This is a genomic window from Streptomyces sp. NBC_00483 (assembly GCF_036013745.1).
Classification (GTDB): Bacteria; Actinomycetota; Actinomycetes; order Streptomycetales; family Streptomycetaceae; genus Streptomyces.
In genome coordinates this window covers 6,055,547-6,078,322 of record NZ_CP107880.1, presented here as the reverse complement: position 1 = coordinate 6,078,322, position 22,776 = coordinate 6,055,547, and the positions used below count along the sequence as shown (strand labels likewise).

The 22,776-nt window shown below is 70.6% G+C and carries 19 protein-coding genes; 14 read left to right on the top strand and 5 right to left on the bottom strand.

Translation table 11 applies throughout. From position 1 onward, the window contains the following. Nucleotides 1-54 precede the first annotated feature (54 nt). From OHA73_RS27390 to OHA73_RS27370, 5 genes are all read left to right on the top strand, one after another. Complete coding sequence (locus OHA73_RS27390) at nt 55-1,731, top strand: fumarate hydratase (protein WP_266713605.1); 1,677 nt, start codon at nt 55-57, stop codon at nt 1,729-1,731. Nucleotides 1,732-1,825: 94 nt separating this feature from the next. After that, complete coding sequence (locus OHA73_RS27385; RefSeq protein ID WP_327658534.1) at nt 1,826-3,223, top strand: class II fumarate hydratase; 1,398 nt, start codon at nt 1,826-1,828, stop codon at nt 3,221-3,223. A gap of 73 nt (nt 3,224-3,296) precedes the next feature. Beyond that, complete coding sequence (gene fomD / locus OHA73_RS27380; RefSeq protein ID WP_266713604.1) at nt 3,297-3,974, top strand: cytidylyl-2-hydroxypropylphosphonate hydrolase; 678 nt, start codon at nt 3,297-3,299, stop codon at nt 3,972-3,974. A gap of 418 nt (nt 3,975-4,392) precedes the next feature. Beyond that, nucleotides 4,393-6,393 carry an ATP-binding SpoIIE family protein phosphatase gene (locus tag OHA73_RS27375; protein ID WP_266713603.1) on the top strand — a complete coding sequence of 667 codons (2,001 nt, stop codon included), beginning with the start codon at nt 4,393-4,395 and terminating at the stop codon, nt 6,391-6,393. Nucleotides 6,394-6,403: 10 nt separating this feature from the next. After that, nucleotides 6,404-6,865 (top strand): hemerythrin domain-containing protein, encoded by a 462-nt coding sequence (locus OHA73_RS27370; RefSeq protein WP_327656379.1) that lies wholly within the window; start codon nt 6,404-6,406, stop codon nt 6,863-6,865. A 4-nt stretch (nt 6,866-6,869) separates the two neighbouring features. Here OHA73_RS27370 and OHA73_RS27365 read toward each other — a convergent pair whose 3' ends face one another. Next, nucleotides 6,870-7,907 (bottom strand): Lrp/AsnC family transcriptional regulator, encoded by a 1,038-nt coding sequence (locus tag OHA73_RS27365; RefSeq protein WP_266713601.1) that lies wholly within the window; start codon nt 7,905-7,907, stop codon nt 6,870-6,872. Between the two features lie 89 nt (nt 7,908-7,996). On the opposite strand from OHA73_RS27365, the gene OHA73_RS27360 reads away from it, so the two are divergent. Both OHA73_RS27360 and OHA73_RS27355 read left to right on the top strand, forming a co-directional pair. Next, nucleotides 7,997-9,268 carry an MFS transporter gene (locus OHA73_RS27360; RefSeq protein WP_267069382.1) on the top strand — a complete coding sequence of 424 codons (1,272 nt, stop codon included), beginning with the start codon at nt 7,997-7,999 and terminating at the stop codon, nt 9,266-9,268. Then, nucleotides 9,265-10,545, top strand: coding sequence for an amidohydrolase (locus tag OHA73_RS27355; protein ID WP_327656378.1), 1,281 nt, complete (start codon nt 9,265-9,267; stop codon nt 10,543-10,545). Before OHA73_RS27360 ends, OHA73_RS27355 begins: the two co-directional genes overlap by 4 nt. A 4-nt stretch (nt 10,546-10,549) precedes the next feature. Here the strand turns inward: OHA73_RS27355 and OHA73_RS27350 are convergent, their stop codons facing one another. Next, entirely contained in the window at nt 10,550-12,790 is a 2,241-nt protein-coding gene (locus OHA73_RS27350; protein ID WP_327656377.1) for a transglycosylase domain-containing protein, read from the bottom strand. A 287-nt stretch (nt 12,791-13,077) separates the two neighbouring features. Here OHA73_RS27350 and OHA73_RS27345 point away from each other — a divergent pair, with 287 nt between their 5' ends. The 5 genes from OHA73_RS27345 (at nt 13,078) to OHA73_RS27325 (ending at nt 18,011) form a co-directional block, all read left to right on the top strand. Then, complete coding sequence (locus OHA73_RS27345) at nt 13,078-14,013, top strand: SPFH domain-containing protein (protein ID WP_327656376.1); 936 nt, start codon at nt 13,078-13,080, stop codon at nt 14,011-14,013. Beyond that, on the top strand, nt 14,010-14,243 hold the full coding sequence (locus OHA73_RS27340; protein ID WP_266713596.1) for a hypothetical protein: 234 nt from the start codon (nt 14,010-14,012) through the stop codon (nt 14,241-14,243). Before OHA73_RS27345 ends, OHA73_RS27340 begins: the two co-directional genes overlap by 4 nt. Before the next feature lie 152 nt (nt 14,244-14,395). Beyond that, on the top strand, nt 14,396-14,923 hold the full coding sequence (locus OHA73_RS27335; RefSeq protein WP_266713595.1) for a PadR family transcriptional regulator: 528 nt from the start codon (nt 14,396-14,398) through the stop codon (nt 14,921-14,923). Beyond that, nucleotides 14,920-15,618: an ABC transporter ATP-binding protein gene (locus OHA73_RS27330; protein ID WP_266713593.1), complete on the top strand. Its 699-nt coding sequence runs from the start codon at nt 14,920-14,922 to the stop codon at nt 15,616-15,618. The genes OHA73_RS27335 and OHA73_RS27330 overlap by 4 nt, the downstream gene beginning before the upstream one ends. Next, nucleotides 15,615-18,011 carry an FtsX-like permease family protein gene (locus tag OHA73_RS27325; protein WP_327656375.1) on the top strand — a complete coding sequence of 799 codons (2,397 nt, stop codon included), beginning with the start codon at nt 15,615-15,617 and terminating at the stop codon, nt 18,009-18,011. Before OHA73_RS27330 ends, OHA73_RS27325 begins: the two co-directional genes overlap by 4 nt. Nucleotides 18,012-18,014: 3 nt before the next feature. Here the strand turns inward: OHA73_RS27325 and OHA73_RS27320 are convergent, their stop codons facing one another. Next, nucleotides 18,015-18,980 (bottom strand): LysR substrate-binding domain-containing protein, encoded by a 966-nt coding sequence (locus OHA73_RS27320; protein WP_443063132.1) that lies wholly within the window; start codon nt 18,978-18,980, stop codon nt 18,015-18,017. Between the two features lie 132 nt (nt 18,981-19,112). On the opposite strand from OHA73_RS27320, the gene OHA73_RS27315 reads away from it, so the two are divergent. Both OHA73_RS27315 and OHA73_RS27310 read left to right on the top strand, forming a co-directional pair. Continuing rightward, the gene (locus OHA73_RS27315; protein ID WP_327656374.1) at nt 19,113-19,667 is read left to right on the top strand and encodes a peroxiredoxin; all 555 of its coding nucleotides are present in this window, start codon (nt 19,113-19,115) and stop codon (nt 19,665-19,667) included. A 2-nt stretch (nt 19,668-19,669) separates the two neighbouring features. Then, nucleotides 19,670-20,200 carry an alkyl hydroperoxide reductase gene (locus OHA73_RS27310; protein ID WP_266713587.1) on the top strand — a complete coding sequence of 177 codons (531 nt, stop codon included), beginning with the start codon at nt 19,670-19,672 and terminating at the stop codon, nt 20,198-20,200. Nucleotides 20,201-20,308: 108 nt separating this feature from the next. Here OHA73_RS27310 and OHA73_RS27305 read toward each other — a convergent pair whose 3' ends face one another. Next, nucleotides 20,309-21,685, bottom strand: coding sequence for an AI-2E family transporter (locus OHA73_RS27305; RefSeq protein WP_266713585.1), 1,377 nt, complete (start codon nt 21,683-21,685; stop codon nt 20,309-20,311). Nucleotides 21,686-21,793: 108 nt separating this feature from the next. Continuing rightward, complete coding sequence (locus OHA73_RS27300; protein WP_266713583.1) at nt 21,794-22,534, bottom strand: lytic transglycosylase domain-containing protein; 741 nt, start codon at nt 22,532-22,534, stop codon at nt 21,794-21,796. Nucleotides 22,535-22,776: the final 242 nt, after the last annotated feature.

The window sequence follows — 22,776 nt, the reverse complement described above, 5'->3', positions numbered from 1 at the left end:
TGGCGCTGCCAACGGATGCCAGCTGCTGTCTCTGTCGAGTGAGGAATGGGCGAGATGCCTGAGTTCGCGTACACCGATCTGCTTCCCCAAGGTGAGGACCCCACCACGTACCGGTTGGTGACCTCGGAGGGTGTCTCCACCGCTGAGGGGCCGGACGGCCGTACGTTCCTGAAGGTCGAGCCGGAGGCGCTGCGCAAGCTCGCCGAAGAGGCCATCCACGACATCCAACACTACCTGCGCCCGACGCACCTCGCGCAGCTGCGCCGCATCATCGACGACCCCGAGGCGTCCGGCAACGACAAGTTCGTCGCGCTCGACCTGCTGAAGAACGCGAACATCGCGGCCGCGGGCGTGCTCCCCATGTGCCAGGACACCGGCACCGCCATCGTCATGGGCAAGCGCGGGCAGAACGTCCTCACCGAAGGTGAGGACGAGAAGTCCCTCAGCAAGGGCATCTACGACGCCTACCAGAACCTGAACCTGCGCTACTCGCAGATGGCCCCGCTGAACATGTGGGAGGAGAAGAACACCGGCTCCAACCTCCCCGCGCAGATCGAGCTCTACGCGACGGACGGCGGCGCCTACAAGTTCCTCTTCATGGCCAAGGGCGGCGGCTCCGCCAACAAGTCGTTCCTGTACCAGGAGACGAAGGCCGTACTGAACGAGTCCTCCATGATGAAGTTCCTGGAGGAGAAGATCCGCTCCCTGGGCACGGCCGCCTGCCCGCCGTACCACCTCGCGATCGTCGTCGGCGGCACCTCCGCCGAGTACGCCCTGAAGACCGCCAAGTACGCCTCCGCGCACTACCTGGACGAGATCCCGGCCGAGGGCTCCGAGCTCGGGCACGGCTTCCGCGACAAGGAGCTCGAGGACAAGGTCTTCGAGCTGACGCAGAAGATCGGCATCGGCGCGCAGTTCGGCGGCAAGTACTTCTGCCACGACGTGCGCGTGGTGCGCCTGCCGCGGCACGGCGCGTCCTGCCCGGTCGCCATCGCGGTGTCCTGCTCCGCCGACCGCCAGGCCGTCGCGAAGATCACCGCCGAGGGCGTCTTCCTGGAGCAGCTGGAGACGGACCCGGCGCGCTTCCTGCCGGAGACGACCGACGAGCACCTCTCCGAGGACGAGTCGAGCGACGTCGTGAAGATCGACCTCAACCAGCCGATGGACGCGATCCTCGCCGAGCTGGCCAAGCACCCGGTGAAGACCCGCCTCTCCCTGACAGGCCCGCTCGTCGTCGCCCGCGACATCGCGCACGCCAAGATCAAGGAGCGCCTGGACGCCGGCGAGGAGATGCCGCAGTACCTGAAGGACCACCCCGTGTACTACGCGGGCCCGGCGAAGACCCCCGAGGGCTACGCGTCCGGTTCCTTCGGCCCGACCACGGCCGGCCGCATGGACTCCTACGTGGAGCAGTTCCAGGCCGCGGGCGGCTCCAAGGTCATGCTCGCCAAGGGCAACCGCTCCAAGCAGGTCACCGACGCGTGCGACGCGCACGGCGGCTTCTACCTCGGCTCCATCGGCGGCCCGGCCGCGCGTCTCGCGCAGGACTGCATCAAGAAGGTCGAGGTCGTCGAGTACGAGGAGCTCGGCATGGAGGCCGTCTGGAAGATCGAGGTCGAGGACTTCCCGGCGTTCATCGTCGTGGACGACAAGGGCAACGACTTCTTCCAGAACCCGGCGCCCGAGCCGACCTTCACGCACATCCCGGTGCGCGGCCCCGGCCTCTCGTAACCAGTAGGCATCACACGATGGTGGGGTTGTTCCGGCGTTCCGGAACAACCCCGCCGTCGTATTCGCTGTACCTGGTATGAGCGACGTATCCGGGATGAGCGAGACCGACGGCGAGTACCGCATCGAGCACGACTCCATGGGCGAGGTCCGCGTGCCCGCCGCCGCGAAGTGGCGGGCCCAGACGCAGCGCGCCGTGGAGAACTTCCCCATCTCCGGGCAGCGCATCGAGCGCGCCCACATCGAGGCCCTCGCCCGCATCAAGGGCGCGGCGGCCACGGTGAACGCGGAGCTCGGGGTGGTCGACAAGGACATCGCCGAGGCCGTCGCCGCGGCCGCCGCAGAGGTGGCCGAGGGCCGCTGGGACGACGAGTTCCCGATCGACGTGTTCCAGACCGGCTCCGGTACGTCGTCGAACATGAACACCAACGAGGTGCTTGCCACGCTCGCCACCGAGCGCCTGGGCCGCGACGTGCACCCGAACGACCACGTGAACGCCTCGCAGTCGTCCAACGATGTCTTCCCCTCCTCCATCCACATCGCCGCCACCGCCGCCGTCACCCACGACCTGATCCCGGCCCTCGAGCACCTGGCCGCGTCCCTGGAGCGCAAGTCCGCCGAGTTCGCCGATGTCGTGAAGTCGGGGCGTACGCATCTGATGGACGCGACGCCGGTGACTCTCGGCCAGGAGTTCGGCGGCTACGCGGCGCAGGTCCGTTACGGCGTCGAGCGGCTGACCGCCTCGCTCCCCCGCCTCGCCGAACTCCCCCTGGGCGGCACCGCGGTCGGCACGGGCATCAACACCCCGCCCGGGTTCTCGGCCGCCGTCATCGCCGAGGTCGCGCGCGCGACGGGGCTGCCGCTGACGGAGGCCCGCGACCACTTCGAGGCGCAGGGCGCGCGCGACGGGATCGTGGAGACGAGCGGCCAGCTGCGGACGATCGCCGTCGGCCTGACGAAGATCGCCAACGATCTGCGGTGGGCCGCGTCCGGACCGCGTACGGGACTCGCGGAGATCAACCTCCCGGATCTGCAACCCGGTTCGTCGATCATGCCGGGCAAGGTGAATCCGGTCATTCCCGAGGCGACGCTGATGGTCGCGGCCCAGGTCACCGGCAACGACGCGACGGTCGCCGCGGCCGGCGCCGCGGGCAACTTCGAGCTGAACGTGATGCTCCCGGTGATCGCCAAGAACGTGCTGGAGTCCATCCGGCTGCTCGCCAACGTGTCCCGGCTGCTCGCCGACCGCACCGTCGACGGCATCACCGCCAACCGCGAGCGCGCCCGCGAGTACGCCGAGTCCTCCCCGTCCGTCGTCACGCCGCTCAACAAGTACATCGGCTACGAGGAGGCTGCCAAGGTCGCCAAGACGTCGCTCGCCGAGCGGCGCACCATCCGTGAAGTCGTCCTCGACGGCGGCTATGTGGAGCGGGGTGACCTCACCGTCGAACAACTCGACGAGGCACTCGATGTCCTGCGGATGACGCGGCCGTAACAGCCCGTGGTCGGTTGGCGTATTCGTGATACGCACCGCAGCGTCGTATGCCGTTGGCACCTAATATCTGTGCATGACAGACGACTACCGGATGACCGAGAGTGGAGGGCGCTGGGCGCCCGGTGAGCCGATCCTGTGGCGCTACCGCGCCAACGGGGGCGACGGCTTCCACATCTGCCGTCCGGTCACGGTCGTCCAGGACACCGACGAGCTGCTCGCCGTGTGGATGGCGCCCGGCACCGAGTGCGTGAAGCCGGTGATCGCCGACGGCACGCCCGTTCACCGCGAGCCGCTCGCCACCCGCTACACCAAGCCCCGCACCCTTCAGCGCGACCGCTGGTCCGGCACGGGCGTGCTGAAGCTGGCGCGGCCCGGCGACCCCTGGTCGGTGTGGCTGTTCTGGGAGCCGGGCTGGAGGTTCCGCAATTGGTACGTGAACCTGGAGGCGCCGCGCGCCCGTTGGGCCGGGGGCGTCGACTCGGAGGACCACTTCCTCGACCTGTCGGTGTACCCGGACGGCAGCTGGCGCTGGCACGACGAGGACGAGTTCGCGCAGGCGCAGGCCGTGGGCCTGATGAGCCCCGCACAGGCGTCCGAGGTGCGGTCCGCGGGGCGCCTGGCGGTCGAGGCGATCGAGAACTGGCGGCGGCCGTTCCCGGACGGCTGGCAGCACTGGCGCCCGGACCCGGCGTGGCCGGTTCCCGCCCTGCCGGCCGACTGGGACCGTACGCCCGCGCACGTGTCCTCATGAGACCCTTGATGCGCCCCCATGGGGTAAACGTAGGATCGTCCTCCGCAAGAGAGCACCGGTCCGGATGTGCGGATTCCAGGGACAACTCTTGGCACGCACAACTGGTCTGACACGATGTCAACGAGGTCATCGAGGGGCGGCTGGACCGTGAACGTGGGCGAGACGACGCAGTGGGCGGGCCGGGACACGACGGCTGCCGGGACCGCGAGCAGAGCTGTCCGCAGGTCCCCGGCGTGCCCGGCCGCAGGGATTCCGTTCCCGGAGCGCGGGTTCCGGGTATCCGGTCCCCTACGGGACACGCCGCAGGTCACCGGCAGCGGCGCCACCCCCGACAGGCCCTGGCCCCAGCTGTTCCCCAACTGCCGGCGCACTGGCCAGTGACGCGGCGCGCAGCCCCGGACGGACGGAATCGACACGCGTGACGGAGTATCCCACCTCCCACGAAGGCCGCCACCACGGAACGGCGGCCCGCCCCGCCGACCCCCGCGGGGCCCTTCGGCACACCCCAGAGACCTCCGGCGAGGCCTCCGCCCCGGGCTCCGGAGGCCTGCCGGAGCAGCCACGGCGAGCTTCCGGTTCCACCCCGGACGCCGAGCACGCGCAGCCCGTGGCGCCCTCCCCCGAGCCCGTGCGGCCCGGGCCTCCGGAGGGTGCCGACCGCCGCACCGGGCAGCCGCGCCCCAGCGGACAGCCGACGGCGATGCGGCGCGACGGCGACCGGCTGCGCTTCGTCGGCGCCGCGACCCGGCGGATCGCCCGCGGCCTGGACCTCGACGAGATCGTGATGGGCCTGTGCCGGGCGACGGTGCCCACGTTCTCCGACGCGATCCTGGTGTATCTGCGCGAGCCGCTGCCGGTGGGCGACGAGCGGCCGACCGGGCCCATGGTGCTGCGCCTGCGCCGCACCGACCGGATCCCGGACTCCAACGACACCACCGCCGACTCGGACTCCGAGGGCGCGGGAATCACGGTCCCGATCACCCCGCAGATCGAACTGACGGCGGGCAGTGCCGAGTTGTGCGAGGTCCGCGTCGGTGGCGCGCTCGCCGAGGTGCTGCGCGGCGTACGCCCGGTGTTCGCCGACTCGCCCGCCGCGCTCGCCGCACTGCCCGAACTCCTCGGCTCGGACCGGGCGTTGCCGGGCGGCCAGCGCGCGATCCTCGCACCGCTGCGCGGTCGCCGCCGGGTGATCGGGGCCGCGGTGTTCCTGCGCCGCCCCGACCGGCACGCGTTCGACGCCGACGACCTGCTGGTGGCGGGGCAGTTGGCGACGCACAGCGCGCTCGGCATCGACAAGGCGGTGCTGTACGGCCGCGAGGCGTACATCGCGGACGAGTTGCAGCGCACGATGCTGCCGGAGACGCTGCCGAACCCGACGGGCGTGCGGCTGGCATCGCGCTATCTGCCGGCGGCGGAGACGGCGCGGGTCGGCGGCGACTGGTACGACGCGATCCCCTTGCCCGGCAGCCGAGTTGCCCTGGTCGTCGGCGACGTCATGGGCCACTCGATGACGTCGGCCGCCATCATGGGCCAGCTGCGCACCACCGCGCAGACCCTCGCCGGACTCGACCTGCCCCCGCAGGAGGTCCTGCACCACCTCGACGAACAGGCCCAGCGGCTCGGCACGGACCGCATGGCGACCTGCATGTACGCCGTGTACGACCCGGTCGCGCACCGCATCACCATCGCCAACGCCGGGCATCCGCCGCCCGTCCTGCTGCACCTCGGCGGGCGCTCCGAGGTGCTGCGGGTGCCGCCGGGCGCACCGATCGGCGTCGGCGGGGTCGACTTCGAGGCGGTCGAGCTGGACGCCCCGGCGGGCGCGACGCTGCTCCTCTACACGGACGGGCTCGTCGAGTCCCGGCTGCGGGACGTGTGGACCGGGATAGAGCAGCTGCGCGAACGGCTCGCCGCGACCGCGCAGTTGACCGGCCCCGACCATCCGCCGCCCCTTGAGGCACTGTGCGACGAGGTCCTCGACATGCTCGGCCCGGGCGACCGGGACGACGACATCGCGCTGCTCGCCGCCCGCTTCGACGGGATCGCGCCGAGCGACGTCGCGTACTGGACGCTGGAGCCGGAGGACGCTGCGCCGGGCCGGGCCCGCAGGCTGGCGCGCAGCGCCCTGGACCGCTGGGGCCTCGAGGACCTCACGGACTCGGTCGAACTCCTGGTGAGCGAGGTCGTGACGAACGCGGTGCGGTACGCCACGCGTCCGGTGACCCTGCGCCTGCTGCGGACCGACGTGCTGCGCTGCGAAGTGGGCGACGACGTACCGCAGTTGCCGCGGCTTCGGCAGGCGCGGGCGACGGACGAGGGCGGCCGCGGGCTCTACCTGGTGAACCGGCTCGCCCGGCGGTGGGGCGCGACGCGCCTGTCCACCGGCAAGGTCGTCTGGTTCGAGCTTCCGGTGCCGTAAATATGTGGCCATGTGCCACTACTGCGGATGCCGTGAGATCCCGCTGATCAAGGAGTTCATCGCCGAGCACGAGCGCGTCACCGACGCCGCCGGTGACGCGCTGCGGGCGCTGGAGCGCGGCGACGTGGCGGCCGCGCGGACGCTCGTCGACACGATGGCGCAGGAGCTCGCCTCGCATTGGAAGGGCGAGGAGGACGGCCTGTTCGCGGTGATGCGTGACGACCCGGAGTACGCCGACTACATCGACGCCCTGGTCGCCGAGCACCGCGAGCTCGGCGCGCTGCTGCCCACCCTCGACCTCACGGACCCCGCCGACGTACAGCGCCTCAAGGACGAGACGGACGAGCTGCACCGGCACATCGCCAAGGAGGAGGACGGCCTCTTCCCTGCGTCGCTGACGGCGCTGTCCGGGGACGGGTGGGACGCGTCGATGGCGGCGTGGCGCGCGGCGCACCCCCAGCAGAACGCCTGAACAATCAGAACCCCACCGGCACATACCCCGTGGCCCGCCCCCGGTCGTCGAGCACCCGCCCCATCCGCTTCACCGTGCGCAGCGTCACCGTGCGGTCCTCGACGCGCAGGGCGGGGAACCGGTCGTCCAGGGCGGCCTCCAGGGTGGCCATGCCGTCGAGGTCGCGGAGCCAGACCTGGAAGAGCAGGTTGCAGGACCCCGTGACCGACGTGCACAGGCGCATCTGCGGGAGGCGGGCGAGCGCCGAACCCGTGCGGTCGAGCGTGCCGTGCGGGACGGTCGCCCGATACGTGGCGAGGGCCGGCCAGCCCGCCAGCTGCTGGGCCAGATCGCAGCGCAGCAGGATCTCCCGGTCGCGCAGTTCGCGCGCGAGCCTGCGTCTCACGGTCGACTCGCCGACGCCGACGGCCGACGCCAACTCGGCATACCCTGCACGCCCGTTCGCGCCCAGCTCGCGAAGGAGCGCCAGGTCGACCTCGTCGCGGGGCCGGAACGGGCGGGACGGCGCGCCCGGCCCGGGTCCCGCCGTGGTGAGCCGCGCCCGCCCCGCCGGGTCGAGGGCGCGCACCTTCCAGCCGCTGCCCTCCTGGTAGAGCCGCATGCTCAGCCGGGTCCGCGTGCCACGCACACCCGGCAGGCGGCCCAGGTCGTCGCTGACCCGGCGCCCGAGCGCGGGCAGGTCGGGCGCCGCGACGGAGAGCAGCAGGTCGTAGTCGCCGACCACGTGCTCCGCGCTGAACACCCACGGAAGCCGGACGAGGCGGGCGCTCAGCTCCTCCAACTCGCCCGGTGTGCACGTCACTTCCACGTAGGCGACGGTGGCCGTCGTCGGCCCCGCGTACGCCGTCACCCACGCCAGGCCCGCCCGCTCCAGGCGCGCCCAGCGGCGGGCCGCGGTCGTCGCGTCGATGCCGACGGCCGGTCCCACCCGGCTCCACGGGGCGCGCGGATCGGTCTGCAGGGCGTCGATCAGGGCGAGATCGGCCTCCTCGAAGGCGGCGGATTCCGGCACGAGACCGTGCGCGTTGCCGTTTTCCAGCATTTGAGGCCCCTTCCCGCACGGCGGCCGGATTCTGTCCCCACTTCCGAGCCGTCCCCCACACCAGCACGCCCACTCTAGAAGGAGTGCCTGTGGTCCCACCCTCGCAAGGCCCCGCACGTGAGCGTCTCGACAAGGGCGCCAAGATCACGGTCACGCTGCTCTTCGCCGCCTGGCTGATCGACTACATCGACCGTCTGGTCATCAATCTCGCGCTGCCCTCGATCGGCCACGAATTCGACCTCAACCGTACCCAGCAGGGCCTCGCGGTCTCCGTGTTCTTCGTGGCGTACGCCGTCTGCCAGATCCCGGGCGGCATGCTCGCCGACCGGTTCGGCGCCAAGCGCGTCACCTGCTGGGCGCTGCTCATCTGGTCCGCGTTCACGGCGCTCACCGGACTCGCAGGCTCGTTCGCGATCCTTCTGGTGGTGCGCTTCCTGTTCGGTATCGCCGAAGGTGTCTTCCCCGGCGCCTCGATGAAGGCGGTGAGCGAGCGGACGACGCCCGGCCAGCGGATGAGCGCCAACGGCATCGTGCAGTCGTCGAACGCCGTCGCCGCGGTCGTCGCCCCGCTGATCGCGGCGCCGCTCATCGCCCACTTCGGCTGGCGCTCGGCGTTCTTCACCGTCGCCGGCGTCGGCGTCTTCGTGTACGCGGCCGTCAGCCTGTGGCTGCCCGAGCGGGAGCGGACGGAGGCCGACGCACGGCCTACCGGCTCCGCCCGCACCGTGATTCGCTCGGGAACCATGTGGGCGTTCGCCGGGATGTTCTTCGGCTACGACATCATCGTGTGGGGCCTCAACACCTGGGTGCCCTCGTACCTCAACCAGGAGCGCGGGCTCGCGCTCACCTCGGCGGGCGCCCTGTCGATCCTGCCCGCGGGCGCCGCGACCGTCGCCGTGATCGTCGGCGGCCGGCTCGCGGACCGCTTCGAAGGCAATCAGCGCAAGATCGTGGTGCCCGCCATGGCGGTCTCCTCGGTCGCCCTGATCCTCATGGCGACGTCTTCCGGCACCGTCGCGTTCATCGGCTGGATGACGGTGGCGATCGCGTCCGCCTCGCTGGGCTACATGCCGATCTTCGCGGTGCCGCTGCGCAGCCTGCCGCCCGAACTGACCGGCGCGGCCGCCGGGTTGATCACATTCGGCGGGCAGGCCGGTGGCGTCGTCGCGCCGACCGCGATGGGGCTGCTCGCGGACTCGGCCGGATTCGGCGCCGCGTTCGGCTTCCTCGTCGTCGGCGCCGTGCTCGCCGCGATCCTCGCCTGCGTCACCCCGCAGACCACGCTCACCTTCCGCCGGGCGCTGCGGCTGCCCGACGAGTCCGAGCCCACCCCCGTACCCGTACAAGGAGAGCCCCGATGACCGCCACACCCGCCACGGCCACCACCCTCGACAGCCTCCTGCCGTCCCTGCGCGAGCTCTACCGGGACCTGCACGCCCACCCCGAACTCTCCCTCCAGGAGACCCGCACCGCCGGGATCGTCGCCGCCCGGCTGCGCGAACAGGGCGGCTGGGAGGTGACCGAGGGCGTCGGCGGCACCGGCGTCGTCGGGGTCCTCCGCAGCGGTGAGGGCCCGACCGTGCTGCTGCGCGCCGACATGGACGGGCTGCCCGTCCTGGAGGCGACGGGCCTGCCCTACGCGTCCGTGGCGCGCGGCACCGACCGCGACGGCAACGACGTACCGGTCATGCACGCCTGCGGCCACGACATGCACGTCACGTGTCTGCTCGGCGTGACGGCGCTCCTCGCGGCGGAGCGGGACACGTGGCGCGGCACCGTCGTCGCCGTGTTCCAGCCCGCGGAGGAGGTCGGCCGCGGGGCCCGGGACATGCTGGGCGACGGGTTCGCGGAGCGCTTCCCGAAGCCGGACGTGTGCCTCGGGCAGCACGTCGGGCCGTTCCCGACGGGTGTCGCGGTGACCCGGCCCGGAGCCGTGATGGCGGCCTCCGACAGCTACCGCGTACGCCTCTTCGGGCGGGGCGGGCACGGGTCGACGCCCGAGTCGACCGTCGACCCGGTGGTCCTCGCGGCGGCCGTCGTGATGCGGCTTCAGACCGTGGTCTCGCGGGAGGTCGGGGCCTCGCAGACGGCCGTCGTGACGGTGGGCTCGATCCACGCCGGCACGAAGGAGAACATCATCGCGGACGAGGCCGAGCTGAAGCTCAACATCCGCTCGGTCGACCCGGTGGTGCGCGAGCGGGTGCTCGCCGCGGTGCGCAGGATCGTCCGGGCGGAGGCGGAGGCCTCGGGCTCCCCCAAGGAGCCGGAGTTCACCTCGCTCGGCTCCTTCCCCGTCACCGAGAACACGGACGACGCCACCGCCACGACGATCGATGGGCTGCGCGGGGCGCTCGGCGAGCAGGGCGTCCTTGTGCTTCCGCAGCCGATCAACGGCAGCGAGGACTTCGGCCTGTTCGGCAAGGAGCTCGGTGTGCCCTCGGTGTTCTGGCACTTCGGCGGGGCCGACCCGGCCGCCTTCGCGGGGCACGACGCGGGCACGCTCGCCTCGCGCGGCCTGCCCGCGGAGATCCCGGTGAACCACTCGCCGCAGTACGCGCCGCTCCAGGACCCCACGATCGAGCTGGGGGTGCGGGCCTTCCTTGCGGCGGCCCGCACCTGGCTCGGCTCCCCCGAGTAGCCGGTCAGTCTCTGCCGTTCCCGTTCCCGCCGCCGTTCTCCGGCTCGATCGGGTCCTCCGGCCAGCTCTCGGTCGGGGTGTCGGTCGGGACCGGGAGCGTCTCCGTCGGATCCGTCGTCGGCGTCTCGCTCGTCGGCGTCCCGCTCGGCGTCGTCTGGGTCGGCGTCGGGGTGGTCGTCTCCGACTTGCTCGGCGTCGGGTCGGTCGAGGGCTCCTCGGTGGGGGTGGCCGGGGCGGTCGTCGTGGGCTGGACGGCCTTGCCCATGTCGGTGTCCAGGTCGAACTTCCCGTTCGCACTGGACGAGTTGAAGGTGTACTGCGCCCAGATCTGGGCGGGGAAGCTGCCGCCGTCGACACGCGGCAGGCCGCCCGCGCCCTCCATGGACACGTGCGCGCCGGCCTCGGACGACTTCAGCGCGCCCTCGCCGAACAGGCCCACCGAGGTGACCAGGTCCGGCGTGTACCCGGTGAACCAGGCCGACTTGTTGTCGTCGGAGGTACCGGTCTTGCCGGCGACCTGCTGGCCCTCGCGGACCGGGTTGTCGCGCACGGAGGTCTTCGCCGTGCCGTCGTCGACCACGCCGGTGAGGACCGAGGTGACCGAGTCGGCGGCGCCGCGGCTGATGACCTGCTCGCCGACAGCGTCTTCCAGCGGGACCGGCTCGCCCTGCTTGGACACCGACTTCACGATCCGCGGGGTGACCTTCTTGCCGTGGTTGTCGAGGGTCGCGTAGACGCCGGCCATCTCCATCGGGCTCGCGCCCATGGTGCCGAGGGTCTGCGCGGGGAACGGCTTGAGGTCGCCCGAGTCCATGCCGAGCTTCTTCGCCGTGGCCATCACCTGGTCCATGCCGACGTCGACGCCGAGCTGGGCGAAGACGGAGTTGATGGACTTGTTCATGGCGGTCTGGACGGTGACCGGGCCGTAGCTCTTCTTGTCCTCGTTCGGCGGGGCGAAGCCGACCTTCTCGCCGTTGTCGACGACCGGGCGCTTGCTGGTGCCGTCGTAGATCGTGTCCGCGGTGATGTTCTGGCCGGACTGCGTCGTCGCCTCGTTCTCCAGGGCGGCCGCGAGGATCAGCGGCTTGAAGGTGGAGGCGGGCTGGTAGTCGGTGCGGGTCGCGTTGTTGACGTAGTGCTCGCTGAGCCCTTCACCGCCGTACAGCGCGAGGACCTTGCCGGTCTTCGGGTCGACGGAGACGGCGCCGGCCTGCACGCGCGCGTCGGCCTTCTTGTCCTTGCGGTCGAGCTTGTCGTTGAGCTGCGCCTTGACCGACTTCTCGAGCTGCTTCTGCTTCTTGCGGTCGACGTTGAGCGTGATCGTGTAGCCGCCGGCGTTGAACTGCGCGTCGGTGAGGTTCAGTTCCTTCATCACCTCGTCCTTGGCGGCCTCGTAGAGGTAGCCCTCCTGGCCCTGGAGTCCGGAGGCGGCCTTCGGCTGGATCGGCTTGTCGAACGTCATGCCCTGCCGCTCGCTCGCGCTCAGCCAGTGCATGTCGACCATGTTGTCGAGCACGTAGTTCCAGCGCGCCTTGGCCAGTTGCTTTCCGGTGTCGGAAGCGATCGCCCAGTCGTACTGGTTCGGGGCCTGGAGCAGCGCGGCGAGGTACGCGCCCTGCTCCACGCTCAGCTTCGAGGCGTCCTTGCCGTAGTAGGCCTGGGCGGCGGCCTGGATGCCCCAGGCGCCGCGGCCGTAGTAGCTGGTGTTGATGTACCCGGCGAGGATGTCGTCCTTGGACTGCTTCTGGTCCACCTTCAGCGAGATGACCAGTTCCTTGAGCTTGCGGGAGACGGTCTGTTCCTGCGTCAGGTAGTAGTTCTTCACGTACTGCTGGGTGATCGTCGAGCCGCCCTGCTTGCCCTTGCCCATGACGGTGTTGAGCATGCCGCGGGCGGTGCCCTTCATGTCGACGCCCTTGTCCGTGTAGAACGTCTTGTTCTCGGCGGCGACGAAGGTGTGCTGGACGCCCTCGGGCACCTCGGCCAGGTCCACGATCTCGCGGTTGACCTCACCGGTGCGGGCCATCGTGGCGCCGTCGCTGTACTTGTAGACGTTGCTCTGCACCTGGGCGTCGGGGTTGCCCTCGGGTACGTCGATCACCAGGTACAGCACGATGAACGCGCCCATGCACAGCAGGACGAGTCCGAAGAACGTACCCAGGAGCTTCTTCCAGGTGAAGAAGCGGCGTATGCCCGACGGCCGCGCCGCGCGCTTGCGCGCCTTCCTCGCATCCGCTCGGCCCATGACCTCAGTCGCTCCGCTTCTTGTCCTTGTCCGTGTACGCCCTCGCGTACGGGTACGAACCCAGTTCTCACGATGGTGCTGAATCGGCTCAAGAACCTAACCCGTCACTTATGTCGAATCTTCGTTGATTCGGCCATATCGGACGTGACAATCAGCACCTGCCCCATGGGAACCGACGAGCGAGAGGTGCGGATGGTTGCCGAACGCGATAAAGTGATATCACTTTGCTAGACCGCGTTCGCGGCAGTGCTGCCACGAACGACCAGCTCAGAGATACGGGGACGGACATGTCCGAGACGGACGCCACACCGAACACTCCCGACGTACAGATGCCGAAGGCGCACGTACGCGAGTTCACGGCCCACAGCATCGGCGGCGGGCTCGCCCTGCTGCTCGGCCTCGTCGGCCTGATCGTCGGCGGAGGCCTGATCGCGCTCGCCGGCTCCACCGACTCGGGAGGCACCAGGGGCGCACTCATCGCGGTCGGCGTCGTGGTCGCGATCGGCTCGGTCTTCGCCATGGCGGGCCTGAACATGGTGGCGCCGGGCGAGGCCCGCGTCGTCCAGCTCTTCGGCCGCTACCGGGGCACGATCCGCACGGACGGCCTGCGGTGGGTCAACCCGCTCACCTCGCGCGCGAAGATCTCGACCCGCGTGCGCAACCACGAGACGGCGGTCCTGAAGGTCAACGACGCGTACGGCAACCCGATCGAGCTCGCCGCGGTCGTCGTCTGGAAGGTCGAGGACACGGCCCAGGCGAGCTTCGAGGTCGACGACTTCCTGGAGTTCGTCTCGACGCAGACCGAGGCGGCCGTCCGGCACATCGCCATCGAGTACCCCTACGACGCGCACGACGAGGCGGGCCTGTCGCTGCGCGGCAACGCCGAGGAGATCACGGAGAAGCTCGCCCTCGAGCTCCACGCGCGCGTGGAGGCGGCCGGCGTCCAGATCATCGAGTCCCGCTTCACGCACCTCGCGTACGCCCCCGAGATCGCGTCCGCGATGCTCCAGCGCCAGCAGGCGGGCGCGGTCGTGGCGGCCCGCCGCCAGATCGTCGACGGAGCGGTCGGCATGGTCGAGGCCGCGCTCGCCCGGATCGCCGAGCAGGACTTCGTGGAGCTGGACGAGGAGCGCAAGGCGACCATGGTCTCCAACCTGCTGGTCGTCCTCTGCGGTGACCGCGCGGCGCAGCCCGTCCTGAACACCGGAACGCTCTACCAGTGACGCCGCCCCCTGACCGCGAGCGCCGCCCGGCACGCAAACAGGTCCTGCTGCGGCTCGACCCCGCGGTGTACGACGCGCTCGCGCGTTGGGCGGGCGAGGACCTGCGCTCGGCCAACGCGCAGATCGAGTTCCTGTTGCGCAAGGCGCTCGCAGAGGCGGGGCGCCTGCCGGGTTCGGCGAAGCCGATACCGAGGCGAGGTCGTCCCTCGGCCGGCGACGAGACCGACTGAACGACACGGGGCTCCGCCCCGGACCCCGCGCCTCAAACGCCGGCGGGGCTGGATCTGCTCAATCGCCGCAGGGGCTTGAATCATCAAGCCCCTGCGGCGTCCTCATGTCCGGCTATACACACCGCGTATACATGGTGTGTATAGTCCCTCGCATGTCCATCGGCCACACCCTCCTCGGGCTGCTCGAATCAGGGCCCCGCCACGGTTACGACCTCAAGCGCACCTTCGACGAGACCTTCGGGCACGACAAGCCGCTGCACTACGGGCAGGTCTACTCGACCATGTCCCGCCTCCTGAAGAACGGCCTCGTCGAGGTCGACGGGATCGAGGCCGGCGGCGGCCCCGAGCGCAAGCGGTACGCGATCACCGACGCCGGCGTCACCGACGTACGGCAGTGGCTCGCGACGCCGGAGAAGCCGGAGCCCTACCTCCAGTCGACCCTCTACACCAAGGTCGTCCTCGCCCTGCTGACCCGGCGCGACGCGACCGAACTCCTCGACGCGCAGCGCGCCGAGCACCTGCGCCTGATGCGCATCCTCACGGACCGCAAGCGCAAGGGCGACCTCGCCGATCAACTCATCTGCGACCACGCCCTGTTCCACCTGGAAGCCGACCTGCGCTGGCTGGAACTGACCGCCGCGCGCCTCGACAAGCTCGCCGCGGAGGTACGTCCTTCATGAGTTCCCCCACCACTCCCGCCGGTTCCCTGCTGGCCGCCACCGGCCTGCACAAGACGTACGGGCCGACCCCGGCCCTCGACGACGCCTCCTTCTCCGTCCACCCGGGCGAGGTCGTCGCCGTCATGGGCCCCTCCGGCTCCGGCAAGTCGACGCTGCTGCACTGCCTCGCCGGCATCGTCACGCCGGACTCCGGCACCATCACGTACAACGGCCGCGAGCTGACCGCCATGTCCGACGCGGAGCGCAGCGCGCTGCGCCGCGGCGAGTTCGGCTTCGTTTTCCAGTTCGGGCAGCTGGTCCCGGAGTTGACGTGCGTCGAGAACGTCGCGCTCCCGCTGCGGCTGAACGGCGTGAAGCGCAAGGAGGCCGAGCGCCGGGCCGTCGAATGGCTCCAGCGCCTGGAGGTCGACGACCTCGCGGGCAAGCGCCCGGGAGAGGTCTCCGGCGGCCAGGGCCAGCGCGTCGCCGTCGCCCGTTCCCTGGTCACGGGGCCGCGCGTGCTGTTCGCCGACGAGCCCACCGGCGCCCTGGACTCGCTCAACGGCGAGCGCGTCATGGAGCTGCTCACGGACGCCGCCCGCACCACCGGCGCCGCCGTCGTCCTGGTCACCCACGAGACGCGGGTCGCCGCCTACTCCGACCGCGAGATCGTCGTACGGGACGGCAAGGCCCGGGACATGGAGTTCGCCCGATGACCCTCCTCGACGACCGTCCCGCCCAGGCCCCGCCCGCACCCACGGACCCCGGCCTCGCGGGCCGCCTGCGCGACCTCGCGCTCGGTGTCCGCTTCGGCTTCTCCGGCGGCCGCGAGGGCTGGATCCGTACGCTGCTCACCGCGCTCGGCGTCGGCCTCGGCGTCGCCGTTCTCCTTGGCGCCGCGTCCGTGCCGAACTTCACGAGCGCGCGCGACGCCCGCTCCGCCGCCCGCTCGATCGGCTTCGGCGAGGAGAGCGTGAAGCCGTCCGACAGCACGCTGCTCACGCTCGACACCTCCTCCTCGTACCGGGACCTCTCCGTCGGCGGCTACATGGTGGACGCCGACGGCAAGAACCCGGTCCTGCCGCCCGGCGTCGACAAACTCCCGGGTCCCGGCGAGATGCTGGTCTCGCCCGCGCTGCGCGACCTCCTCGACTCCCCCGAGGGCGAACTCCTCAAGAAGCGCTACGACTTCCGCGACGTCGGCACCATCCACGAGGCCGGCCTGAGCGACCCCTTCGAGCTGTACATGTACGCGGGCAGCGACGGCCTCAGCACCGACCGCGGCGCCACCCGAGTCGACGACTTCGGGCAGGCGGGCGACGACAACCCGCTCGATCCGGCCCTGGTGCTGCTGATCCTGCTGGGCTGTGTGGTGCTGCTCGCGCCCATCGCCATCTTCATCGCGACCGCCGTACGGTTCGGTGGCGAGCGACGCGACCGCAGGCTCGCCGCGCTGCGACTCGTCGGCGCGGACGCGCGGATGACGCGGTGGGTGGCTGCCGGTGAGGCGCTGTTCGGCACGCTCGTCGGCCTCGCGTTCGGCCTGCTCGCCTTCTTCGCGGGGAGGCAGGTGTTCGCCCACGTCGAGGTGTGGCGCCTGTCCGCGTTCCCCGACGACTTCACCCCGGTGCCGGTCCTCGCCGTGCTGGTGCTGCTGGCGGTGCCGCTGTCCGCGATCGCCGTCACGGTGTTCGCCCTGCGGTCCGTCTCGATCGAGCCGCTCGGTGTCGTACGGGGCGGGCGCGTGCGCAGCCGCAGGCTGTGGTGGCGGCTGCCCGTCCCCTTCGCCGGCCTCCTGGTCCTGTTCCTGTCCAGCTTCGACGCGGGCGCGTCCCAGCTGTCCATGGTGGTGATCGCGGGCGGTGTCCTGCTGACCCTCGTCGGCCTGGTGCTCGTGCTGCCCTGGCTGGTGGAGGCCGTCGTGAGCCGGCTGCGCGGCGGCTCCGTCCCCTGGCAACTGGCTACCCGCAGGCTCCAGTTGAACAGCAGCGCCGCCACCCGCGCGATCTCCGGCATCACCATCGCGGTGGCCGGCGGCATCGCCCTCCAGATGTTCACCGTCGGCATCAACGACAGCTTCAACAGCTCGACCGGCCAGGACCCGCAGCGCGCCCAGATCGGCGCGAACACCGACTTCCCGAGCGGCACGCTGGCCGACCGGATGGTCCAGGAGTTCCGGACCACCAAGGGCGTCAAGAAGGTCATCGGCACGGTCATCACCTCGGCCGAGCGGGTGGGCGCCAAGCCCGGCGCGGACGGCTACGCCCCGTCCACCTCCCTGTCCGTCGGCTCCTGCCCCTCGCTGCGCGAGCTGGCCCACCTGCCCTCGTGCTCGGACGGCGACGTCTTCCGCGTCACCCGCTCCCACGACTCGTACAGCGACGAGCAGTTGGAGAAGGTGGCCGTGCCCGGCGGGCGGCTCGTCGTGGACAACCCCGAGGACGCGGGCCGCACCGATCTGAAGCCGGTGCACTGGTCGCTGCCCGAGGACGTGCGCACCGTCGACTCCCGCAAGGACCCGGCGGGCGAGTACTACGGCGGCATCCTCGCCACCCCCGGCGCCCTCGACCCGGCGACCCTGCACACCGCGTCGACCAACGCGCAGATCCAGATCGACGAGAACGTGCCGGACGCGGCGGACCAGGTCCGCAACACCGCGTTCGCGGTCGACCCGGGCATGCAGGTGTGGACGTACGAGGTGTTGAGCCGCGACAAGGAGTACGCGAGCATCCGCACGGCCCTCTTCACGGCCGCGGCGCTCACCATGGTGATCATCGCGGCGTCGATGCTGGTCTCGCAGATCGAGCAACTCCGCGAGCGCAAGCGGCTGTTGTCGGTGCTCGTCGCCTACGGCACGAAGCGCTCGACGCTCGCCTGGTCCGTGCTCTGGCAGACGGCGATCCCGGTGGTCCTCGGCATGGCCGTGGCGGTCACGGGCGGGCTGACGCTCGGCTGGCTGATGCTGCGCCTCCTCGGCAAGCCGGTGACCGACTGGCTGCTGTTCCTCCCGCTGAGCGGGGTGGCGGCCGCCGTCATCGCCGCGGTGACCCTCCTGTCCCTGCCTCCGCTGTACCGCATGATGCGGGCGGAGGGACTGCGGACGGAGTGACGCTCAGCGGTCGCCGAGGACGCGAACCGGCATGCCCCGCAAGGCAGTTCGCAGGGCCGAGGCCAGCTCCTCGTACTCCGCGGAGCGCGCCGCCCCCGTCCGCATGGCGAAGGCCACGCGGCGCGCGGGGGCGGGCTCCGCGAAGTACCCGGTGAGCAGCTGGCTGCTCCGGCTGGTCTCCACGGACACGGCGGTGCGCGGCAGCAGCGTCACCCCGAGGCCGCCCGCGACGAGCTGGACCAGCGTGGCGAGCCCGGCGGCGGTCGTGGCGACGGGAGCGTCGTCGCGGCCCGCCTCCCGGCAGATGTCCAGGGCCTGGTCGCGCAGGCAGTGCCCCTCGTCCAGGAGCAGCAGGTTCAGCTCCCGCAGCGCCTCACGCGGGATCCCCTCCCGCCCGCCGAGCCAGTGGTCGAGCGGCGTGACGAGCACGAAGTCCTCGTCGAACAGCGGAAGTTCGGTCACCCCCGGCACCCCGAGCGGCACGGCGAGCAGCAGCAGATCGAGCCGCCCCGCCCCCAGGCCCTCGATGAGCGACGACGTCTGCTCCTCGTGCACCTGGAGGTCCAGGTCCGGATACGTGTCGTGGACGAGCCGCAGCACCGTCGGCAGCAGATACGGCGCCACCGTGGGAATCACCCCGAGCCGCAGCACCCCTGTGAACGGTGCCCGCACCGCCTCGGCCTCCTCGACGAGCGCGCCGACCTCGTCGAGCACCGCCTTGGCCCGCACGGCGATCCGCTCCCCGGCCGGCGAGAGCAGCACCTTTCTCGTCGTACGCTCGAGGAGGGTCACCCCGAGCACCTCCTCCAGGGCCGACACGGCACCGGACAGAGCGGGCTGACTCATCCCTATCGCGGCCGCGGCGTCCCGGAAGTGCAGATGCTCCGCGACCGCGGCGAATGCCCTGAGCTGCGCCAGGCTGGGCTGCCGGCGCCGCGCCCCCACGGGCTTTCCGTTCCGTACGGCCACTGATAGCCACCTCCGATCAACATGACCGAGTCTAGCTATTTCCGTAATCAATGCACCCTGTGCCACGATCTTGAGCAGTCCAACCCATGGAAACAGCCCCAAAAGGGATGTCTCCTACTGCAAGGAGTTCGTGTGCTCACTGTCGGTGACAAGTTCCCCGAGTTCGACCTGACTGCCTGTGTCTCGCTGGAGAAGGGCTCTGAGTTCGAGCAGATCAACCACAAGACCTACGAGGGCAAGTGGAAGATCGTCTTCGCGTGGCCCAAGGACTTCACCTTCGTGTGCCCCACCGAGATCGCCGCGTTCGGCAAGCTGAACGAGGAGTTCGCCGACCGTGACGCCCAGATCCTCGGCTTCTCCGGTGACTCCGAGTTCGTGCACCACGCCTGGCGCAAGGACCACCCGGACCTGACGGACCTGCCCTTCCCGATGCTGGCCGACTCGAAGCACGAGCTCATGCGTGACCTCGGCATCGAGGGCGAGGACGGCTTCGCGCAGCGCGCCGTCTTCATCGTCGACCAGAACAACGAGATCCAGTTCACGATGGTGACCGCCGGCTCCGTCGGCCGTAACCCCAAGGAGGTCCTCCGGGTCCTCGACGCTCTCCAGACGGACGAGCTGTGCCCGTGCAACTGGACCTCGGGCGAGGACACCCTCGACCCGGTCGCGCTGCTGGCCGGTGAGTGAGCATGGCCCTCGATGAACTGAAGTCCGCCGTTCCGGACTACGCCAAGGACCTGAAGCTCAACCTGGGCTCGGTCATCGGCAACTCGGACCTGCCGGCCCAGCAGCTGTGGGGCACGGTCCTCGCGACCGCCATCGCGTCCCGTTCCCCGCGCGTGCTGCGTGAGCTGGAGCCCGAGGCGAAGGCGAACCTGTCGCCCGAGGCGTACACCGCGGCGAAGTCGGCGGCGGCCATCATGGCGATGAACAACGTCTTCTACCGCACGCGTCACCTGCTCTCGGACAACGAGTACGGGACGATGCGCGCGGGTCTGCGGATGAACGTCATCGGCAACCCGGGGGTCGACAAGGTCGACTTCGAGCTGTGGTCCTTCGCGGTCTCGGCGATCAACGGGTGTGGGATGTGCCTCGACTCGCACGAGCAGGTGCTGCGCAAGGCGGGTGTCGACCGTGAGGTCGTGCAGGAGGCCTTCAAGATCGCCTCCGTGATCCAGGCGGTCGGCGTCACGCTCGACGCGGAAGCGGCGCTGGCGTAGCTCGTTTGCCAGAAACGGGGGCCGGATTGATCCGGCCCCCGTTTCTTACGTCTCGGGGCTCCGCCCCGGACCCCGCGCCTCAAACGCCGGCGGGGCTGGAATTGGGCGCTACTCGTCCGGACTGGATTTCGGGGTCGCGCTCACCGCGGTCGCGCCGTGGGGTTCCGGGGAGTATTTGAGGGAGGCCTCGCGGGACCACGCCCGTAGGTAGACGACCACCGTGTTCGTGACCGCCACCAGTGGCACCGCCACCACCGCGCCGCCGATGCCGGAGACCATGCCGCCCGCGGCGACCGCCAGGACGACGGCCAGGGGGTGCACCCGGACCGCTCGGCCCAGGATGAAGGGCTGCAGGATGTGGCCCTCGATCTGCTGCACCGCGAGCACCACGCCCAGCGTCATCACCGCGGTGAACACGCCCTGCGTCACCAGCGCGACGACCACGGCGAGCGCGCCGGAGACGACGGCGCCCACCAGCGGGATGAACGCGAACAGGAAGATGAAGACCGCCAGGGGCACGGCCATCGGGACGCCGAGGAAGAAGATCCCGAGGCCGATGAAGATGGCGTCGATCAGTGCCACTATCACCGTCCCGCGGACGTACGCCGTGAGCGTGCGCCAGGCCCTCGGACCCGCGCCCGCGATACCGGGACGGGCCTGCGCGGGGACGAGCCCCAGGGTCCACTCCCAGATGCGCCTGCCGTCGTAGAGCAGGAACAGCGTCGAGAAGATCGTCAGGAGTACGCCCGTCAGCGCCTCGACGATGACGGTGACGCCCTCCAGGCCCGCCGACGTGATCTCGTCCGTGTTCGCGCCGACCGCGTCGCGCAGCGACTTGGCGATGTCGTTGATCTGACCGTCGGTCACGTGGAAGGGGCTGTTCAGCAGCCACCTGCGCAGATCGTCGATGCCGTCCTGGACCTGCTCGGACAGCTGGTCGATGTTCTCCTGGACCTGCCAGACCACGAACCAGCCGACGAGCCCCATGATGACGAAGCCGAGGATGGCCGTCAGGGCCGTCGCGAGGCCCCGGGGCACTCCCCTGCGCATCAGGCGCGCCACCGTCGGCTGAAGCAGCGCGGTGATGAGCAGCGCCGCGATGAACGCGAACACCACCAGCTGCACCGAGCTGATGACCTTCATCAGGACCCAGAGCGTCCCGGCGAGCACCAGGAGCCGCCAGCCGGCCTCTGCCGCGACCCGAAGGCCCCACGGCACGGCGACGGCCGGCTCGGGCCGCGGGGAGACCGCCGGCGCGTACGCGGGCGGCGCGGGCACGTGGTCCGTGTCGTGCGCCGGCTGTGCTTCGGCCGGGCCCGGCGCACCGGGCTCCGGCTCGGGAGCCGCCGCCGGTGCCCGCGTCGGCCGTGGCGGCAGCTCGTCCTCCTCGGCCCGCTCGGCCTCTGCGCGGCGCTCGTCGAGGCGCTCGCCCACTTTGCTGATTCCCGCGCCTACCCGGCCGAGCCACCCTGGAACTCGCGACATCATCCGTCCTCGTTGAGCCTGTGGCCCCGACCGTACCGCGTGACAACGCCGAAGCCCCTCACCGTGAGGACGGTGAGGGGCTTCGCGAGGTTGCGAACTACTGGTTGCTCAGTACCAGTTGTTGGCCTGCCAGAACGACCAGGCCTCGCAGGGGCTGCCATAGCGGTCGTTCATGTAACCGAGACCCCACTTTATCTGCGTGGCCGGGTTCGTCTGCCAGTCCGCGCCGGCCGACGACATCTTGGTGCCGGGCAGCGCCTGGAAGAGACCGTAGGCACCGGACGAGGCGTTGGTGGCCTTGTAGTTCCAGCTGGACTCGTGGTCCACGATGTTGCTGAAGCACTGGAACTGACCGGACGGCACCATCTGACGTGCCATCGACTGGACCTGGGCGGTGCTGTACGAAGCCTGGGTGTTGAAGTCGGAGGCGTCGCGGGTGGCCGAGCGGCTGGCGGCCGCCTTCTTGGCTGCCTCCCGCTCCTTGGCCTCCTTCTCGGCCTTCTCCTTGGCTTCCTTGGCGTCCTGTGCGGCCTGCTGCTTGGCGACCGCGTCCTCGGCTGCCTGCTTCCGGGCGGACTCCTCGGCGGTCTTCTGCGCAGCCGTGTCGGCCGCGATGGCCTGGGTCTGCGCCTGCTGCTTCAGCGACGAGGTCTGCACCTGCGCCTGCTGACCGGCAGGGATGTCAGCGAGGAGGGTCGAGTCGCTCGCCGCCGCTTCAGCCCCTTGGGTGGGCTGACCGGTGCTGCCCGAGGCAACACCCACGACGGCGCCGACTGTGGTGACCGCGGTGGCCGAGACCACTGCGAATCCCCGGACCGAAATCCGGCTCACACGGTTTCCTTCCAGCATCGCCCGCTTGACCGTGACCGTCGCGGACGCAATCGTGCCCCTGGCACTGGTCTCCCAACTGCGGGGTCACGGGAGACACGGGCCCGGTGGACAACTCCCGTGACGGGAGCGCCGCATGGTGCTCGGGCGGCATACGACGGCCTCTATGTAGTTCAGGTGCAGCGGGTGCTGCTGTGGTTTCGTACCGCTGGGGGCACGCAAGTGTCGTATGCGGGGCCTGACAGGACCGAGACTCTGCCGCA

Coding starts and splice junctions, on each gene's coding strand:
- OHA73_RS27390 (WP_266713605.1), top strand. CDS start 55: ATGCCTGAGTTCGCGTACACCGATCTGCTTCCCCAAGGTGAGGACCCC.
- OHA73_RS27385 (WP_327658534.1), top strand. CDS start 1,826: ATGAGCGAGACCGACGGCGAGTACCGCATCGAGCACGACTCCATGGGC.
- fomD (WP_266713604.1), top strand. CDS start 3,297: ATGACAGACGACTACCGGATGACCGAGAGTGGAGGGCGCTGGGCGCCC.
- OHA73_RS27370 (WP_327656379.1), top strand. CDS start 6,404: ATGTGCCACTACTGCGGATGCCGTGAGATCCCGCTGATCAAGGAGTTC.
- OHA73_RS27365 (WP_266713601.1), bottom strand. CDS start 7,907: ATGCTGGAAAACGGCAACGCGCACGGTCTCGTGCCGGAATCCGCCGCC.
- OHA73_RS27355 (WP_327656378.1), top strand. CDS start 9,265: ATGACCGCCACACCCGCCACGGCCACCACCCTCGACAGCCTCCTGCCG.
- OHA73_RS27350 (WP_327656377.1), bottom strand. CDS start 12,790: ATGGGCCGAGCGGATGCGAGGAAGGCGCGCAAGCGCGCGGCGCGGCCG.
- OHA73_RS27345 (WP_327656376.1), top strand. CDS start 13,078: ATGTCCGAGACGGACGCCACACCGAACACTCCCGACGTACAGATGCCG.
- OHA73_RS27335 (WP_266713595.1), top strand. CDS start 14,396: ATGTCCATCGGCCACACCCTCCTCGGGCTGCTCGAATCAGGGCCCCGC.
- OHA73_RS27330 (WP_266713593.1), top strand. CDS start 14,920: ATGAGTTCCCCCACCACTCCCGCCGGTTCCCTGCTGGCCGCCACCGGC.
- OHA73_RS27325 (WP_327656375.1), top strand. CDS start 15,615: ATGACCCTCCTCGACGACCGTCCCGCCCAGGCCCCGCCCGCACCCACG.
- OHA73_RS27310 (WP_266713587.1), top strand. CDS start 19,670: ATGGCCCTCGATGAACTGAAGTCCGCCGTTCCGGACTACGCCAAGGAC.
- OHA73_RS27305 (WP_266713585.1), bottom strand. CDS start 21,685: ATGTCGCGAGTTCCAGGGTGGCTCGGCCGGGTAGGCGCGGGAATCAGC.
- OHA73_RS27300 (WP_266713583.1), bottom strand. CDS start 22,534: ATGCTGGAAGGAAACCGTGTGAGCCGGATTTCGGTCCGGGGATTCGCA.